The organism is Paenibacillus sp. EC2-1, assembly GCF_049311625.1.
In the GTDB taxonomy this organism is placed as follows: Bacteria; Bacillota; Bacilli; order Paenibacillales; family Paenibacillaceae; genus Paenibacillus_AQ.
In genome coordinates this window covers 1,075,183-1,094,199 of record NZ_CP186006.1, presented here as the reverse complement: position 1 = coordinate 1,094,199, position 19,017 = coordinate 1,075,183, and the positions used below count along the sequence as shown (strand labels likewise).

The 19,017-nt window shown below is 43.0% G+C and carries 13 protein-coding genes; 6 read left to right on the top strand and 7 right to left on the bottom strand.

Translation table 11 applies throughout. The features are described from left to right. The first annotated feature begins 17 nt into the window (after window positions 1-17). The 4 genes from ACK8P5_RS05135 to ACK8P5_RS05120 all read left to right on the top strand — a co-directional run bounded on the left by ACK8P5_RS05135 (window position 18) and on the right by ACK8P5_RS05120 (window position 5,282). Complete coding sequence (locus ACK8P5_RS05135) at window positions 18-956, top strand: ABC transporter permease (protein WP_422659908.1); 939 nt, start codon at window positions 18-20, stop codon at window positions 954-956. Window positions 957-974: 18 nt separating this feature from the next. Further along, on the top strand, window positions 975-1,862 hold the full coding sequence (locus ACK8P5_RS05130; RefSeq protein WP_422659907.1) for a carbohydrate ABC transporter permease: 888 nt from the start codon (window positions 975-977) through the stop codon (window positions 1,860-1,862). 190 nt (window positions 1,863-2,052) lie between these two features. Then, window positions 2,053-3,729, top strand: coding sequence for a sensor histidine kinase (locus ACK8P5_RS05125; protein ID WP_422659906.1), 1,677 nt, complete (start codon window positions 2,053-2,055; stop codon window positions 3,727-3,729). Further along, the gene (locus tag ACK8P5_RS05120; protein ID WP_422659905.1) at window positions 3,726-5,282 is read left to right on the top strand and encodes a response regulator transcription factor; all 1,557 of its coding nucleotides are present in this window, start codon (window positions 3,726-3,728) and stop codon (window positions 5,280-5,282) included. The genes ACK8P5_RS05125 and ACK8P5_RS05120 overlap by 4 nt, the downstream gene beginning before the upstream one ends. A 408-nt stretch (window positions 5,283-5,690) precedes the next feature. Here the strand turns inward: ACK8P5_RS05120 and truA are convergent, their stop codons facing one another. The 4 genes from truA to ACK8P5_RS05100 all read right to left on the bottom strand — a co-directional run bounded on the left by truA (window position 5,691) and on the right by ACK8P5_RS05100 (window position 10,478). Then, complete coding sequence (truA, locus tag ACK8P5_RS05115; RefSeq protein WP_422659904.1) at window positions 5,691-6,428, bottom strand: tRNA pseudouridine(38-40) synthase TruA; 738 nt, start codon at window positions 6,426-6,428, stop codon at window positions 5,691-5,693. A 197-nt stretch (window positions 6,429-6,625) separates the two neighbouring features. After that, window positions 6,626-8,593: a beta-galactosidase gene (locus ACK8P5_RS05110; RefSeq protein ID WP_422659903.1), complete on the bottom strand. Its 1,968-nt coding sequence runs from the start codon at window positions 8,591-8,593 to the stop codon at window positions 6,626-6,628. 14 nt (window positions 8,594-8,607) lie between these two features. Continuing rightward, window positions 8,608-9,486, bottom strand: a complete 879-nt coding sequence (locus ACK8P5_RS05105; protein ID WP_422659902.1) for a carbohydrate ABC transporter permease — start codon at window positions 9,484-9,486, stop codon at window positions 8,608-8,610. Between the two features lie 17 nt (window positions 9,487-9,503). Next, the gene (locus ACK8P5_RS05100) at window positions 9,504-10,478 is read right to left on the bottom strand and encodes an ABC transporter permease (RefSeq protein ID WP_422659901.1); all 975 of its coding nucleotides are present in this window, start codon (window positions 10,476-10,478) and stop codon (window positions 9,504-9,506) included. A gap of 156 nt (window positions 10,479-10,634) precedes the next feature. On the opposite strand from ACK8P5_RS05100, the gene ACK8P5_RS05095 reads away from it, so the two are divergent. Further along, the gene (locus ACK8P5_RS05095) at window positions 10,635-12,380 is read left to right on the top strand and encodes a sensor histidine kinase (protein ID WP_422659900.1); all 1,746 of its coding nucleotides are present in this window, start codon (window positions 10,635-10,637) and stop codon (window positions 12,378-12,380) included. Next, on the top strand, window positions 12,377-14,014 hold the full coding sequence (locus ACK8P5_RS05090) for a response regulator transcription factor (protein WP_422659899.1): 1,638 nt from the start codon (window positions 12,377-12,379) through the stop codon (window positions 14,012-14,014). Before ACK8P5_RS05095 ends, ACK8P5_RS05090 begins: the two co-directional genes overlap by 4 nt. 53 nt (window positions 14,015-14,067) lie before the next feature. On the opposite strand, the gene ACK8P5_RS05085 is transcribed toward ACK8P5_RS05090, so the two are convergent. The 3 genes from ACK8P5_RS05085 to ACK8P5_RS05075 all read right to left on the bottom strand — a co-directional run bounded on the left by ACK8P5_RS05085 (window position 14,068) and on the right by ACK8P5_RS05075 (window position 18,864). After that, window positions 14,068-15,729: an ABC transporter substrate-binding protein gene (locus tag ACK8P5_RS05085; protein ID WP_422659898.1), complete on the bottom strand. Its 1,662-nt coding sequence runs from the start codon at window positions 15,727-15,729 to the stop codon at window positions 14,068-14,070. Window positions 15,730-15,959: 230 nt separating this feature from the next. Beyond that, window positions 15,960-17,906: a carbohydrate binding domain-containing protein gene (locus tag ACK8P5_RS05080; RefSeq protein WP_422659897.1), complete on the bottom strand. Its 1,947-nt coding sequence runs from the start codon at window positions 17,904-17,906 to the stop codon at window positions 15,960-15,962. After that, entirely contained in the window at window positions 17,896-18,864 is a 969-nt protein-coding gene (locus tag ACK8P5_RS05075) for a peptidyl-prolyl cis-trans isomerase (protein ID WP_422659896.1), read from the bottom strand. The genes ACK8P5_RS05080 and ACK8P5_RS05075 overlap by 11 nt, the downstream gene beginning before the upstream one ends. Window positions 18,865-19,017: the final 153 nt, after the last annotated feature.

Genomic DNA, 19,017 nt, shown 5'->3' with positions numbered 1-19,017 from the left:
AAAGGAGAATGGCAATCATGGCAGCACCTAAGGTAAAAAGAGCTGGATTTAAGAACAAACATAAACGTTTTATTCCCATGTACATCATGATGATTCCCGGCCTCATTTACCTGCTTATCAATAACTATATTCCAATGGCTGGTATCATCATCGCGTTTAAACATATTAACTGGAATAAGGGCATTATCGACAGTCCATTCGCAGGCTTGAGCAATTTCGAATACCTCTTCAAGACAAAAGAAGCATGGATCATTACTCGCAACACCTTAGGATATAACCTTGCGTTTATTATCCTCGGCACTTTGATTGCTGTTGCGATTGCTATTATCCTGAATGAAATTCGCTCGAAGTTCTGGAAAAAGAGCTATCAGACCATTATCCTGCTCCCCTACCTGATTTCGATGGTCGTCGTGAGCTATCTCGTATTCGCTCTATTTAGCTCCGAGTCTGGATTTGTGAATCACTCCATTCTAGAGCCTCTCGGTCTAGAAGGTATCTCTTGGTATACACAACCGAAATATTGGCCTTATATTCTAACCATAGTGCATCTATGGAAGACAGTGGGATACAGCTGTATTATCTACTATGCTACAGTGGTCGGTATTGATCGCGGTTACTATGAAGCTGCTGTTATTGATGGGGCAAATCGCTGGAAACAGATCGTACATATCACCTTACCAGCGCTAAAACCGACGATGATTACGCTCGTGCTGCTTGCGATCGGTACGATCTTCTACTCCGACTTCGGCCTATTCTACCAAGTCCCTATGGATTCCGGTCCATTGTATGATGTTACGAATACGATCGACACGTATGTTTATCGTGGTTTGATCAAATTGAACGATGTCGGCATGTCATCTGCCGCGGGTGTGTATCAATCCCTGGTCGGCTTTACACTCGTCTATATCGCCAATCGACTCGTTATTAAATACAGCAAAGAGAACGCGCTATTCTGACGCAAAGGAGAATCGAAAATGGTTGATAATGGTAGAGCCTTTCAGGTCATAGCGAATATCTTCATGTTTCTGTTGATGCTATTCTGCTTGTTTCCGTTTGTACTGCTAGTCGTTTCTTCCTTTACAGATGAAAGCATCCTGATTCGTAACGGGTACTCTTTGTTCCCTGAAAAATTCAGTTTGGAAAGCTATGCGTACATGTTCCAAAAAATCGATACTATACTGCGAGCTTACAGCATCACCGTTATCGTAACGGTTGTCGGTACCGTTAGTAGCTTGCTGCTCACAATATTGCTGGCATACCCTCTTTCAAGAAGAGACTTGCCTCATCGTGGGAAATTCGCTTTCTTCGTCTTTTTTACGATGCTATTTAACGGGGGACTAGTACCTACCTACATCATGTGGACCCGCTATTTAAACATCGATAATACGATCTGGGCTTTGATCATCCCTGCACTATTGCTCAATGCCTTCTATGTAATTATGATGCGCACTTACTTTGCGACAACCATACCCGATGAGGTCATTGAAGCCGGAAGAATGGATGGGGCAGGAGAATTTCGTATTCTCTTCCGCATCGTTCTCCCCATGTCCCTCCCGATGGTTGCCACGCTATCTCTCCTCATCGGACTCAACTACTGGAACGATTGGAGAAACGGTCTGTATTACCTAACGGATCAGAGCTTATTCAGCGTTCAGAACATGCTGAATACAATGCTGCAGGATGTACGCTTCCTAGCAAGCGGTGGTGCTGGTAGTAATGCGAGTGAGATTGCCGCTACCATGCCAAGCGTAGGGATTAAGATGGCTATCGCCGTGGTCGGTGCTTTACCGATCATGGTCGTATATCCTTTCTTCCAACGATATTTTGTAAAAGGAATAACCGTAGGAGCGGTCAAAGGCTAAGCCTTCGGTAGTTCTCACACTAAAAAAAGGACAAACAGCGCAGCAAGGATTTATTTCCTTGCCTGCCTATTGTCCTTTTTTTCGAATCAAAACCTTCATTAATGTGAAGTGATAAAATTCTTCAACCTAGTTCAGTAGTCCTCATGCTATAATATGATTTAAAACAAATTTTGGGTTAAGGTGACGACAGATGATAAGAAAGTACAGTGCTTCATTTAAGATGAATGTATTTCGTGCATTATTACTAATCACATTCCCTTTAATCGGGATGCTACTTGTGTTTAACTTCTATTCTTATTACGCCTTCAATGCAAAATTTGTCGAATCAAACGAGCAATCTTTTGCCCTGTACGCTAAAAATATGCAAACGGATCTAGATGCCGTTGATAAATTCTTATCTAACGTTGCCGTAAGCGATTACAACTATCTCACCCTAAATAGTCCTGTTAGCTCAATCAAGGCACATGTAGCGTCTCATGAGATCATGACCCAATTCAATACGGCGCTGAACTCTTATGAGATAGCTAATGCCTTCTTCATCTATAGTGCGGTCAATGACACGTATCGTGACATATTCAGTAACAGCTACAGCTATGAAGTTAAAGAAGCGATCCGGCAGCATATGCGAACCTTAACCTTTGCTTACGAGAATCACTACTATAATGGTTGGTTATCATACGAAGTTGAAGGGAAAGCCTATCTGTTCAGACTGCTCGGAAAAAATGGTACCTACGCGGCTGTCATGGTGGATTTTGATCAGATCCATTCGATGGATCTTGTCCAAAAAGGGACCGAGGTCATTTACGCTAATAATCAAGATATGCCTCTAACGAACAAACAGTTTATTGCAGATCACCAGATCCGCCTGAAGCAAAACAACGAGAATTTCATCCTTGTTGGACAACCCATACCAAACACGGATGTGCAATTGTTCTTCGCCGTTCCGAAGCCTAGTGTATTCAAAGGTGGTCTCGCTTTATTATTCACTTTATCCTTATTCACCATCATGCTTGTCACAATCAGTTTATTCTTCTTCAATCGTTCACTCCTCTCACCTTGGCATCGTCTAATGACGAGTATCGGTAAAGGTTCTTCCCAGGAGCTGAAAGAAGAATATTATATTGAAGAGTTCAAACAAGTAGATTCTACCTTTAACGATATGAATAATCAGATCAATCAATTAAAGATTGTCGCTTACGAACATGAGATTGAGCGGCAAAAAGCAGAACTTCAGCATTTGCAATTGCAAATTCGCCCCCACTTCTTCCTTAACTGCTTGAAGAGCTTGTATGGGATGGCACAACAGCAAAGCTATGAGCGAATACAGCATATGATTCTAGCGATATCCAGTCACCTTCGCTACAATTTCAAGGATAACTTACAACTTGTATCTCTTCATCAAGAAGTCGAACATGTTCTAAACTACATACGCATTCAGCAAATTGGCCATCATATTCCTCCGAAATGTGAATGCAGTATCGATAGTGCACTTGAGGATTTCATTATACCGCCCCTATCCATTCAGGCCTTCGTTGAGAACAGTGTGAAGTATGCGATGAAACCGAATGAACAGCTTCACATTGAGATCAAGGTCATTCTGCTACAGAGCGATGATGGCGATTATGCGGACATTACCATCCAAGATAACGGCGATGGATTTATGGATTCAATTCTGCATGAGCTTAATTACGGAGAAAGTAGCTTCTATACAGATATACATATTGGAATTAGCAACGTACGTCACCGTTTATCCATGCTGTATGGAGAACGAGCGATGCTTGCCTTTTTCAATAACGATAAGGGAGCCGTTTCCGAAATCATTCTACCAATCAATTCAAGAATAAGGGACAGGGAGGAAACGGAATGAACGTTCTAGTCGTGGATGATCAATACGATGTAGTACAAGGTGTGATTGCAGGCGTGAACTGGCAGGAGCTGCATGTAGATCATGTGTATCCCACCTATGGCCCTGACGAAGCAAGAGCTATTCTACATACGAATCAAATACATATCATGCTGTGTGACATCGAAATGCCGCTGGAGAATGGACTGGAATTGTTTAAGTGGGTAAAAGCTCAGTATCCTGCCACCGAGTGTATCTTCCTGTCTTCTTATTCTGAATTTGAATATGCGCAAGAAGCCATTCAATTAGGCTGCTTCGATTATATTCTTCAACCTGCTAGATATGAGGACATACAAGCTTCGATTGAGCGTGCAATTCATAAAATTCATGCCAACACTCAAAGACAGCAAATCTATGAATATGGCGCTTATTGGCGACAAAATGAAGAGTTTCTACTGGAGAACTGTGTCCGCAGTTTCATGCTTGATCCAGGTAAGCAACCACAGCAGCTGCTCCGAGATTTAAGCAATGTTAATTTTTCCGTTTCTCCCCATGCGCAGTTCTGTTCCATTCTGATCCAACGGACAAACTCAAACAAGGAGCCGTTTAAGTACGAACTGAGACATGTACTGACAAAGCTCATTGAGCCTTACCACCTTAACTCATTATTTGTGCAGTTGGATCGAGTGAACTATCTAGCTCTTCTGTATGTCGAGGGCCTATTCGACGTCCCTATTACAGAACTATTCACTCAATTTATAGATATGATTCAGAATGAGTTAGGCTATTCTGTCGCCTGCTATATCTCCGATATCGGACATCCCGATAAACTTAAGCTGCACTACAAAGCCCTTTGCCATATGCGTCAGCAGAATGTCGCTTTATATAGCAAGGTCTTTACAATGCAGCATCTAAAGGAGATAAAAGACAGTTCCTTCTCGTTTCCGGACATGCAGAACTGGTCCATGCTCATCTGCCATGGTAGCAGTAAAACCGTTCGCGATCAGATTAATAGCTACCTTCTCCAGCAGAAGCAGCTTGGGATCATGTCTGCTGAATTTTTAGCTCGGTTTCATCAGGATTTCATCCAAATCTTTTTGACAGCAGCTAACCAGATGAAGCTAGAGGTGAATGATATCTTCTTCGAGCAATACCCCTACGCTGATTATATTCAGGCTTATACCTCGCTCGACAAGATGATCGAACTGGTCAATTTCACACTGGATTATGTCCAGGAGCATGCGATAGGGACACACAGCACCCAATCGCCGATTGAGCGGGCCATTGAGTATATCAATCAGAATATCGAGAAGAATTTTAGTCGGGCGGAAGTCGCCGAAGCCATCTATCTCAATCCGGAGTATTTATCCCGCTTGTTTAAGAAAGAGAAGGGTGTATCTCTGAATGACTTTATCGTCACTCGAAAGATGGAAATTTCGAAGTCGCTCTTAACGAGCACGCATATTCCTGTTCATATTATTGCATCCAAGGTGGGGTATTCGAACTTCTCTTACTTCTCTCAAGTGTTCAAAAAGCATTGCGGCCTGACTCCAATTGAATATCGACAGCAAGCGTAATCCTAAGAGAACATATAGCATAGAACGCTACGCGTACGAATCATTCCTCCCATCGCTGTTGTGTTCCAATTTCCTTGAACTGGTCTTATCAATTGAAGAAATTGGAACACAAAGGCTATGCTTCCGATGTGAGCTTTTCTTTGAAAAGCTTTTAGGCGACCGCTGCCGCTTGTCCGGAAACGCTTCGTCCCCTCCGCTGCTTCGTGCATATTCCACCATATTTTTTATACATCTCTAAGCAATCGCCCTTTTCCAGCCGGAAAATTTCTCTACTAGAAGAGAACGAGAAGCACACAAAAAATCGCTTGCGACTTGCCTAAATGTCGAATTAGGCAAAAAAATAAGGAGTTCTTCCTAAGTAAGAAATCTTCTTAGGAGACAACTCCTTTTATCATGAGTACGCTATCTCTAAAACTGGATCTTCTCTAAATAAAGCCCACACGCATCTGCCATGCCACCCGTTTGTGAACGCTCCTTGGATTCTATAATCGCAGGGATGGCTTGTGGTTTCTTGTCGCCAAGTCCGACATCAATCAACGTACCCACTATTTTCCGAACCATATTATACAGAAAGCCATTACCGTTTACTCGGAACTGGATAAAGCCGTCCTTCTCTTCGATATCCAGTGCGTTGATGGTACGTACCGAATCTTTCTTCTTCGACTTCGCATTGGAATACGCCGTAAAATCATGTTCGCCGATAAAATGCTGTGCTGCCTGTTTCATAAGTTCAATATCCAGCTTTTTCGCAACATGCATACTGTACTTTCGCATGAAGGGATGGCTGTACGCTTCATTCCAGATTTTATAAATATAGGTTTTATCCTTGGCGTTGTATCTGGCATGAAAACGATCATCCACCTGTACAACTTCTGTAATGCTAATGTCCGGAGGTAAATAGTGATTCAAGAAATTCATAATTTTTGATTCAGGCAGTTGATCACTGATCTTGAAATTCGCCACCTGCGCTAATGCATGAACCCCCGCATCGGTTCTGCTCGAACCTATGATCTCAACTTCCCCACCGATCATGACGGAAATGGCATTCTCAATTTTCCCTTGAACGGTATTCTCACTATCTCCTAGCCGCTGCCACCCTTTATAACGCCCACCATCATATTGAATCGTCAATTTATAATTGTTCATGATTGTACTCCCTTTTCCTTTATCGCAACACAAGGATGCTTATTCATCCTATGATGATCACATCATAGAGTCTTTACGGATGCATGAACAGTATACCGATATTGCTATGGATTTACCAGAGATCCGAATGGTTGATAGGAACAAAAAACCTCCATATCCGCATGATGCGAATGTGAAGGTTGATCGTTTCCTAAAAGTTAGAATCCCGTTTTTGGTATCTCCCTTGGTACATCCGAATATGGCGCCTGCATACCACTTCTGACGCTGTAGATGTTATCGTGTGCCTTTATCATGTGCGACACAAAAGGCCAATATGGCTGCTGGCAAACATCCACTACGCCGATCTGATAGTTCTCTCCATCGAATCGGCCAAGAACCGGCTGATCATTCCACTGAAAATAATGAACCCCAATGATATTCGGGTTGGCAGCTGCCTGTTCGACATAATATCGATAAGCTTGTCCCCGTTCCTCTTGGGTAGAGAAAGCCCGAATGCCACTCGCAAGCATCCCTACATCGGTCGCGCCAAAATGGAACTCGCCAATCATCACCGGCATGTTCAATTGATCTGATATCAACTGAACCAGCTCTTCATCCGGTTTTAATTGATAGGCATTTAAGGAGAAGACATCGAAATATTCACAGCCTTCGAGGATCTCTGGTCTAGAAATGAACGCGTACCTCATCCCTAGATTCATATGGTTCGGAGCTGCCTTCCTGCATGCTAATGCCGGAATTTCAACATAACGACGAATCATGATTCGATCAAACTGTTGCAGGACTCCCCGGACCTCCGGTTTGCGCAGAACATCATAAGCGGTCATGAGAATTTGATCAAAGCTGTTGTACTCGCTACCCCATGCCTTGTTCAGTTCATCGATATTTCCGTAACGTTCCCGAAGCCATGCTATCATATGCTGCTTGCTTTTCAACGGGGCAGGATTCTTTAATAGCATTTCACTAAGACATAGATCATCAACAAATGCCCAGTGTGGTTCATTCCGCATAAAATATCCGACCATATAACGATTATCACGCAGTGTCAGGAGCTGTTCAGCAAATATCTCTGCACGCTGTTCATACGTTTCGCAGAATACATCCGGGAAATCACGGTATACTACATGCTCTGTTGAAGGATAATCGTCCATCGGATACACAAACGGCATTTGAGCATCCTTCATAAATTCAGGGTCTGACCAGTTTCCAATCGTATTATATCCCCAATCAATAAGCCTGTGCTTCGTAAGCGCTGACCATTCTTCTTTCCATGCTGCACCGAATGCCTTTATTAAATTGGCAACCGCAAAATCATACCCCTGATCCGAAACAGCGTCTTGAAATACGCCACTTGACTCTAGCTGTTTCGGGAATAGATGACTCACTTGTTCATAAGAAGTTTCACTATGAGGGCGGACACAATCCATACCCACGCTGAATAATGCATACCCATCGGGATCAACGAGCCACCATCTCTTCTTATCAACCTGCGTGCGGAAGAATCCCGTGGATTCGAACTGAAGACTCTTCCACCCTCCATATCCGTTCTCATAGAATGGGGGTATATCATTTCGTTCCTTCTGTAGAAGAGAGATCATTTCTTGTTCAGACTGCATTTTCTCAGGCCAGTTCTTAAGCTGGCATTGTCCCATCGAATCGATATAAGGAAGGTGTTCAAGCTGCTGTTCAAGTGGATCTTGACTCAAATAAATGTTGCCCATACTCCATTCTCTGTCGTTCACAGAAGGAATACTTGATAATGATATTGCCTGAATCTTCGCTTGATCTATCGAATCATCGCCTCTTAGAACGCACTGCATCATTCCCGGGAACCGCTTCAGAAAGAGCTTCTGTCCATTCACAACGGCTAAAGGCAAGCATATTCTTGTCTTTACATACGGCAGTGATCCCACATGAACTTCAATCTGCTTGCAGATCCCATTCTGTTCTTCTTCCTCAAAGTTCACAACGACAACTAGGACATCGTGAGATTCATGATACAGATCGAATTGCAGGTATTTATAATCTGCCCACTCTATTTCTGGCGTTTCTAATCGAAGCTCTCCGCCATCTTTTCCTGCTTGAACTTGGTACAGATCCATTTGCTTCACCGCAGATATCTTGCCGGTCACAGGAACAAACCGATCAACTTCAATCACCTTTTTCATTATGGTTCCCCTCCTTACTCCTTAACTGCTCCTAGTACGATACCTTTCACAAAATACTTTTGCAGAAATGGATACACCGCCAAAATCGGGAATGCCGCAATAAAGATCTGTGCCGCCTTCACGGTCCGTTGAGACAAGTTCTCTAAGTCTCTTGGATCTAAGCTAATTTTGCTAAAGTCCTGCTGAACCACTACCGTCTGCAAGTAAGTAGCCATCGGGTATTTTTTCGAATCTGTCAGATAGATAAGACCGTCAAACCAAGAGTTCCACTGCCACACAAGCGTAAATAATCCAATGGTAGCGATCGCAGGCATGGATACGGGTAGATACACACGCCATAACGTTGAGAAAATACCGGCTCCGTCAAGATAAGCAGCTTCTTCAAGTTCCTTTGGAATGGCTTTGAAGAAATTCATCATCAGAATCATATTGTATACGCCCACGGCTCCAGGAAGCACCAAAGCCCAGATCGTATTCACAAGATTAAGGTTAGATATTAATAGATATGTAGGTACCAAGCCACCGTTAAACATCATTGTGAATACAAAGATCCAAATGTAGTAGTTCCGACTTTTAAAATAATGATATTCCTTAGAGAGTGCGTATCCCGCAGCAATAATCAAGCTCATACCTATAGCTGTTCCGAGTACGGTACGCAGAATCGATACAAAGAATGAACGAACAAAATTGATATTATTAAGTGTCTTATCATAAGACTCCAGCGTGAAATCTATAGGCCATAATCCCACAATATTGGCGTTAGCCGCTCCTCGTCCGCTAAAAGACACGGCTAGAATATGAATCATCGGAAAAATACATAGTAACGCCAAGATAATGAGAAATGCTGAATTCATTACGCTAAAAATTCGGTACCCCTTACTTTTATAGTACATATCGCTCTCTCCTTCTCCTACCAGATTCGGTAATTGGCATATTTGTAAGCTAACCGATAGGAATAAACCACCAAAGCAAAGCTAATGACGGATTTAAACAATCCAATTGCGGTCGCAAAGCTGAAATTACCTTCTAGTAAAGCGTTACGATATACAAACGTGTCGATAATGTCTCCTTTTCCATAGACCAGCGGATTGTATAGGTTAAACACTTGGTCAAATCCGGCATTCAGGATGTTTCCTAGCTGCAGCGTCCCGATGACCACAATGATGGGAAGCATGCCAGGCAGGGTAACATTTAGTACCTGCTTGAGTCTCGAGGCACCATCAACCTCAGCGGCCTCATATATGGAAGGATTGATTCCGGCAATGGCTGCAAGATAGACGATGGCACTAAATCCAAATTCCTTCCATATATCACTGATCACGAGCGTAAACCGGAACCAGTTACCATCCCCAAGGAAGAATATAGGCTGAATCCCGAAGTACTGTAGAATCTGATTGATCAATCCGCCGTTGATTGACAGAATATCAATGAGGATCCCGCCGAGGATAACCCAAGATAGAAAGTGCGGTAGATATACAAGGGTCTGAATCGAGCGTTTAAGTCCCATATTTCGAACTTCATTGAGCAATAGGGCAAACACAATGGGAAAAACCATACCAATGGATATTTTCAGTACCGCAATAATAAAGGTGTTCCATATCACACTTACGGTATCATCGAATAAGAAAAGCTCGCGAAAATGCGATAAGCCTACCCATTCGGATCCAAAGAATCCGAGCCAAGGCTTATAATCCTGAAATGCAATAACAAGTCCGAACATGGGCACATATTGAAACAGAATAGTAAGCACAAGCGCCGGTAATATCAAGAGATGAAGTGGTAGCGTTTTCTTCCAATTCCTCTTCAAATTCGAACGCTTAGGATATTTCTTGGGAAGTTGAATGTTCAAGCCTGCTTGACTATTCTCTCCATTCAAATTGGACATATCTCTCTTTCTCCCTTCAAATGTCGAACCGTGTAGGATGTGTTCTGTGTTATAATAATTGTACCTACGCAGGGAGAATCTTCCTATGTCCGGATCTTAACTTCTATGTCCTCACTCAGAACTTTTTAAATACCTAAATCACCTGAGGTGCCAGTCATGGTAAAGTATAAGCTGTTTCGAATCTTGCTCCTGTCCTTTATATCCATTCTACTTGCAATCAGTTTACTCTTTGCGATCACCGAGCGGGTAAGCGAGAACGTGTTACAACAGAATCTACAGAATACATCCTTAAATCAGCTTTCACATGCTGTAGATGAGATGGAACAAGATCTTAAACAGCTTGAGATCTTAACTGTGCTTCTCTCGAATGACAGCAGTATTAAAAGCTATGGTACCTCCAAAGACTTTTCACCTTACCTAAACAGCCTACTCTTACGAAAAAATATTGAAGAGAAGCTATTAACCCAGAGCTATGCCAATATCGTTCATAGCAGTGTGTATGTTTATTGGCCACAGCTTAATCAAGTACTTACCTCCACAGACAACAGAACCGTTCGAACCTATGATGAAGATCAATGGCCTAAGCTGCCTAAGTTCAACTGGTTCATTAGCCAAGAGAATGGCTTCGAGCTTCGATATATTCTAGTTGCTCCCTTCTTAAAGACGCAGAACCTCGGCGAAGTGAATTTTACGGTTGAGACCGCACTCGGGGAGCCCTTTCTACAGAATGTGTTAAACGGTGTGGAAGCTGCCGGAAACGGAAAAGCATTCTTCTATAATCCGAACTTTGCCCCAGTAACCTCGGGAGAAGTAAATGAACCGCTACTTCAGCAGATCCGTGACCTATATGCGACTAATACATTTTCAACAGGAAAGCTAAATCATCAGACAGTAAAAATCAATCAAGAACACTACTTAATTCAGTCGGTATCCAGCTCTGTACTGAATTGGGAACTCGTTCATTACATTCCGTTAGACGACTTCCTGAAACCGCTTAACCAAACGAAAACCATCACTCGGTTCAGTCTTGCATTCCTTTGTGTATCGGGTGTGTTAATGCTTCTTATGCTCTATCGTAATATCATGAAACCTTTCAGCTACCTAATTCGAAAGATTGAAGCCCTCGGACAAGGGGCCTATGAAAGCCGAGTCCACCTCAAACTGAACAATGAGTATGATTACTTATTCGAACGATTTAACGAGATGGCAGACCGAATTCAGACCTTGATCGAAGACGTGTACGAAGAGAAGCTCTTATCCCGTGAAGCGGTATACAAGCAGCTGCAGTCCCAGATTAATCCCCACTTTCTGTATAACTGTCTCTTCTACATTGTAAGTATGGCTAAGAAAGACCCGGATGCTGTTATACAAATGGCTAAGAATCTAGCTGAATATTACCGGTTTATCACGAAAAATAATGTACAGCATGAAATCTCACTGGAAGAGGAGCTCAAATGGATTAAGAGCTATTTATCTGTTCAAAGTCTCCGAAATCCAAAAATCATCTATACCATGGATATCGAAGAATCCATGAAACCATTATTGGTTCCCCCATTATTTCTACAACCTATTGTTGAGAATAGTATTGTTCACGGAATCGATAACAAGATCGGGGCTGGGCAGATTCGAATATGCGGGCAAGTTGTGGACGACATGTACTGTTTCACAGTTGAAGATGACGGATATGGCCTGCAGCCAGAGGAAATGAAGCAACTCTCAGCAAGAATTACTAACAAACAGAACAGTAGTGGAAATGGATCGGGATTTGGTCTTTGGAATATTCATCAGAGACTGCAGCACCGCTACGGTAATACTTCAGGTGTTCAGATAGAGAGTTCTGAACTTGGCGGCTTGAAGGTTACTGTACACTGGACATCCAAGGAGGATAAACACATACCATGAATATGTTAATTGTGGATGATGAGGCATTTGTATTAGACTACCTGAGCGATCATATCGAAGTTGATCGCTTCAACATTCAGCAAATATTTTGTGCTAACTCCGTGGACGAAGCATTAATTTATGTTGGAGAACAAGCAATAGATATCATCATTACGGATATTCGCATGCCCGAAAAAAGTGGCCTTGAGCTGCTGGCACAGGTCCGCTCTCAAACACCCGATATTATTGTTATTCTCTTATCCGGTTATTCCGAATTCGACTATGCCAAGCAGGCACTAAGTCACGGTGCATTCGACTATCTGCTTAAGCCCGCCTCTCCTGAGGAAATAAACGAGTGTATCGACAAAGCACTAAAGGGGCGGCAACGCTCACAAAGTACGGATCTAGTTCAAGAACAAGCACAGCAGAAGAATACGACGGATATGCAGTCAGCAAAAGAGAAGCTGCTTCTTGATCTTCTTCTTGGAAGCCGGTATACCGTTGGCTCTGTCTCCGACAGAATGGCCTCACTTCACATGAAGGATCTTTCTGACTCTCCCGTGAGACTAGCTATCCTGCGTCTGGAAGCCCAAGATTCGGCTGCTGCAGATTCTATAGAGGACACTCAGCTTCTATCTTATTCCCTAGCGAATATAGCGGAGGAAATATTTAATGCAGATCTATCTGAGCCAAGCTTTTGGAGCTGTAGAGATCCCCATGATTACACTATTATTCTTCTCGAAGAGAGTTACTGGGAGAACGAAGATCAGTTCCGTGACAAATTACTAACCCTGCAGCAGCAGATTAAGCTATATCTCAATCGATCTGTATCCCTGCTCATTAGTCATTCATTCCACTTCCCTAAGCCATTGGATCAGGAATATCATCAAGCATTAAGGTATTTCTGGAAGCATATCGGAAGTCATACCGCTGAACTTCAGTACATGGATATTTCGATCAAAGGGACGGAATACAGACCCCTCAGTCGTCTTTATCAGCCACCATCCATTCAGAATCTAATGGAGTCTGGGCAATGGGATGAGGCTAGGGACAGACTGGATTTTATATTTCAGGAACTGGAATCTGATATCTACCGAACACAGGACCATTTATTAGAATTATATTATTACCTATGTAGCGCTCTTTCTTATATCTCGCATAAGCAAGGTCTAAGATTAATGGATTTGGTGGATCATCCCGAATATCTCCGAAATGGGTACTATTTCAAGACTGCCTCCCAATTAAAGAATTGGGTCCTATCCTTAATCGAACAATTTAAGAAAAGCTTTGATGAGCCTACCTCGAAAAAGCATTCCCATATCATCATGCAAGTTCATCGCTTCATTGAGCAGCATCTGAACGAAGACGTCACCTTAAAGACCATCGCAGATCATATTTATCTGCACCCTGTGTACCTGTCTAGGCTATATAAGAAAGAGATGGGGATGACGTTATCTGCTTATATTACCAAGATCCGTCTTGAGAAGGCCGTATACCTCTTAACGCAAACCAATAAGAAAATATTCGAAATCTCTAAAGAGATTGGCTACTATAAACCTCAATACTTTATAAGTCTGTTCAAAGAACAATATCTACTTACTCCCCAAGAATTCAGAGACAAGCAGCTTATGGAAGTTTCACCAGACAATAAGTAATTACAAAAATCCCCCTTCGAAGTCTTTCATAGACATACGAAGGGGGATTTCGATTATTTATTTACACTTTGATACCATTCGTTGACTTCGTTCTCAATCTCCTGTCCACCTTTTGCATACCAATCTGTTACGAGTTTATCAAAGCTGTCGAGAGGCTCTTCCGTAAAGATAATCTTCGCATAAGTTTCCAGAAGCATCTTGTCTAAACTTCCACCTTTGCTACGCATGGTCTTGGTCGGTGCTCCTAGGAATTTATCCGGTGTGTTGGATGCCTTTAATTCGTAGTTTATCGCGCCTGCCTTCATGGTAACTTCATTTTGCGTCATAGCTCTTTTTTCACCCTCTGTGGTTGGTTCTTTACCATTAAAGAGGTCGTACGCTGTTTGAGAATCCTTTAATGGAATCTGTGGCGCGTTCCAGAACAAAGTGTATTTACTCGGCGTACCTTTACTTTCTACTGGCGTTGGGAACTTCTTACCGTCATAAACAGGTTGTCCGTCCACTAATGCATAATCGTAGCCTTCAAAGAATCCGTATTTAAAATCGCCTGTCTCATATGCATAATCATAAATTTTATCGAAATATTCAAAGAACCGGTCCATATGTTTAAAATCCTTGTTGAACAGCATGACTCTGTTCTCATTAAGCGTATTCATAAATCTAGCTGATTGTCCGTCTGGTCCTGTTGGCAGAGCATATACATTAATCTTAGCATCCGGATTCGTACCATATAGATCGGCTAAAGGCCAGCCTTCTGCCCAGCTTGGTGCAGCGATCATTCCGGATCTGCCCTGAATGAAACTTTCTGTAGCTTTAATCGGATCAAGAATGGGAGCCTCCGGATCGATATAACCTTTCTGCGCCCATTCTTTCAGCTTGCCAAGACCTTGCTTCATCTCAGGAAGAACAGAACCGAACTTTAACTTCCCATCGATTTCAGCCCATGTATTAGGAATGGAATTGCCTGTATAGGCGCCGAATATAAAGCTTGTATCAGACATCCAGTTGGAGAATCCCTCACGAGCGGAAAATGAAAACCCAATCGTGTCCTTCTTACCATTCTTGTCCGGATCACCATTTGTAAAGGCATCCATAACCTTCTCAAAATCCTCGATTGTCTTTGGTGCCTCAAGATTCAGGGCATCAAGCCAATCTTGTCTAACCCATAATACCGGGTTCGTTCCATCCCCTGCTGAGAAGATAGGCACGCCGTACAAGCCATCCTCTGTCTTCAGCTGATTCAGAGACTGTTCGAATTCAGTGTATAACTTCTTTAGACGTTCGGATGCATATTGATCAAATGCTTCTGATATTTCCATCACTTTACCGGAAGCGATAAAATCAGCTACGAGTGAGCGATCCTGAACGATGAATAGATCTGGCAGATCTTCTCCAGTTGAAAGAGCAAGCCTTAGCTTCGTATGGTAGGCATTATTGTCTGCCGTCGTCCATATATCTTTGATATCAATTCCCAGCTTCTCCTTTGCCCATTTATTATGGACATTGTTCGTAATATCTTCTCCATTTACAAAGATTACGTCACTGCCTACAGGTCTGGCTGTTGTAATGGTAACCGGTCCTGTCTCTACCTGTTCTCCGGCAGCCGTCCCTTGATCAGCACCCCCATCCGCCTTGTTCCCTCCTGAACAACCTGCAATAAAGCTAACCATAAGCAATAGCAATAATGACCCTTTTAATTTTTTTCTAATCTTCACTTATTCTTCCCCCCTCAAGTTATAGCCTTTCGATATCTTTAGTATATTGTTCGGCAGGTTAGAGCGTATATGCCCGATAATCAACATCTATGAATGAAAAAGAACTAGTTGAACAGCTCTCTCTTGCACAAAAGGAAATCACAAAAGAAAAGGAAAGAAGCAGGCACGTTAGGGATTTCCCCCAAGATCTAGCCTGCTTCTGATGATCAGGAAAAGCCATCCACATTCATCTAATTCTTAATCAGTGTCACATCATCCCCATAGGCATTAGCACTGCCCGAAGGTTTATATACGTAGACCGTTGCCGTTGTATTGCTTGCACCTGTTGTAAATGTAAGACTACCTTCGGAATAATCCGTCGTTGTGATGACCGAATACTTCTCTGCACCTCCATAGTTCTTCACACCAATACGAACAGGTTGACTGCTATTCGTTGTCTTCGCATAACCGGTGAGTGTGTAAGTCGTATTCGGTTCCAAGTTTACGATTTGCTCCGCAGATCCAGGTCCTCCGGCCAACTGAAGAGCATAGGATCCACTTCTGGCATTGCCACTCACTACGCTGGCTGTGTTCCAATTACTCCATGGCATCAGAACTCCAGATTCAAACCCACCATTAATCATCAGATTTGAAGGGGCCGTAACACCCGGTCCATTATAGGCGCCTCGGTTCGGAGCTGAGGAAGAGGAAACTGCGTTCCCCCAGTAATCTTTACCTCCGTTATTCGAAATGACTTTTCCCGTTCCGATTGAAGAAGAACCCGTAACCAGCTTATAACCATCAACCGAAGTTCTACCCATACCGCCGCTACCTGCACTAGCAAGCATAGGATTGCTTGTCAATTTGTTAGCATCGGATGGTTCGCCCGTCGTGTGAACTCCGTAAATGGTGTTGTGATCGAACTGAAGACTAGCGATGTTAGATAGCCCTTGCCAACTCCCAGCACCTTGAAGCATCCATATGTTATTCGTAAAAGATATCGACTTGGTATATCCGCCCCAGCTATTCACATAGATTGGCATTGTCGAGCTCCCCGTTGGTAGATAGATCGTGTTGTTGTATACCTGTGTATTCGTTGTAGGTCCTGCCAACTGAAATACCCGAGCTTTATCATTTTGGCTGATGTTGTATCTTACAACACCGCCATCATTCGTCGCACCACCTGGCTGGCAGATCAGGATGAATCCACCGTCATTATCATGGCTGTAATTGTACTGTACAATCGTGCCGGTCTGACCATAATCAATATCGAATCCTTGACCGTCCTGTGTTGTATTTCCATTGAAAGCCTCATTATATTGAATGATCGTATTGTCTGCATTCCATGCCCAGATACCTGCATTCACAGTCCCTGATCTCATGTTAAAGCCATTGACCGTGTTATATTCGACAACAGCCCCTTGGGTTGCCATCGGTACGATGCCATCTCCACCTACGTCTGTGACATAATTGTTCGATATCTTCACATTCGTACTAGGATACCAGTTGTTCGTTCCCGTGCAGCCACTGCCTGTTCGGCACCAGTAATCGGAATTTATATCGATCCCTGTCCGGTCTACTCGAGGTCCAACGGTATTGCCATCAATCAGGATATCCTGATAATTTGACTTCACGGAGCCTGCAATGGTACGCACCTTAATTCCTGAACTTCCGTTGCCATCTTTAACGTTATTGCCGAATACATCGTGCACGTTATTGCCAATAAGATGGATATGATTTAGTGTTCCCGCATCCTGATTTACGATATAAATACCGTTACGGCGCGAGCTCGAACCATTACTGTTCGTAATTTCTAGATTCTTAATTTCCCAGTATTGCTGATTATATAAGTATACGGCGGCCTCGTTCCCGTTACCGTTAATAAGTGGTGAATTTCCCGTTCCGTATTGATCGATGACAATTGGAGCGCCACTCGTTCCACTGCCTTTGGGCCACAGAGTTCCGGTCCAGCTGCCACCACGCTTCAGAAGGATTTGATCCCCTGGCTGGAAGTTTACCGCATTTACTTTATCGAGTGTTTTCCACGCCGAGCTTGTCCCTGTACCCGTATTAGAGTCATTACCACCTGCCGAATCCACATAATATGTAGCGGCTGATGCTGCAGCGGCGTAGAATGCAGCCCCCACGATAAATACAATTAGGGTCATCCCGAAGCTTCGCATAAACTTAGTTATCATTAACATTCACTCCTTTAATCTTCACTTCTGACAATGCCATCTGCTGCTTTAGAAAAGATTGAAAGTAATCATCGGTATAGTGCCGAATCACCTCCTCCCGAATCTCCTCAAAGTTCTTGAAGCCCTCTGCGTGCTGATCCGCAATCATGACCACGAAATATTGCTTCTCATCCTCTAGAACCTCACTTACTTCGCCTGGCGATAGATTGGTTACAAGGTGATAGAAGCCACTACGATACTTAGATACTTCTCTGTAATTCTCCTCATTGATCGTCTCGATCTCTGTGAATCCCTCTTCTTCCAACTGATGATAGAGCTTCATAAAATCTTGTCCTGCCTTTAATTCCTGCTCGATCTGGTGCATCCTTTGCTCAGCTTCCGATGTTCCCTTTGGCTGCATGATTTTATAAAGCTTAATCGTATCGTGCTTTTTAGCGAATCTATCGCGATTATGTTCATAATAATCCATGAGCTTGTCATCGCTGATGTCCAATTCTTGCTCGGACCATTTGCTTTTGAGAGAATTGATCATATTCGCGTGACGGTAATCATAATAAGTTAGCTGCGAGTATTGCCTTGGGCCATAGATGACTTCCTTGTTCGTAAGGGCCTTCGCTCTTCTCTGGTTCTCTAAGTCAAACTCCTCTAGAAACGCTGAAAATGAGCTATCCTTCAAAATGCCATATTTCACAGCAAGCTGCTGTGCTACCTTGATCTCAAGCAAACGATCCATTGCCTCTTCGTTATGCTCAAGATCAGTTTCTCCCGCTTGAGCCCTTCCAGATAACTGCATGATTAGGTGCATTTCCTCTTTCGCCACAGAAATACGATTCAAAGTAGCTGGTTCATCCTGAGACTTCACCTGAGCTACTTCCGTTTTATCTGGCGTACTCCATAGAAATAATAGGATCATTCCAAGAAACGTGACCGAACCTAGTAGTAATATAATTTTCTTCATGGACATCACCTCAAAGATTAAGTTAAGCGCTTACATTTTGACTATTTCAGAGTATCCCATTACGTAACTTGGGAACATGCCCGAATCTTAAGATACGAGCCTCATTGTTAACTTTTTTATGAACAAGGGACTCTTGAACCGTGCTTAGAAAGC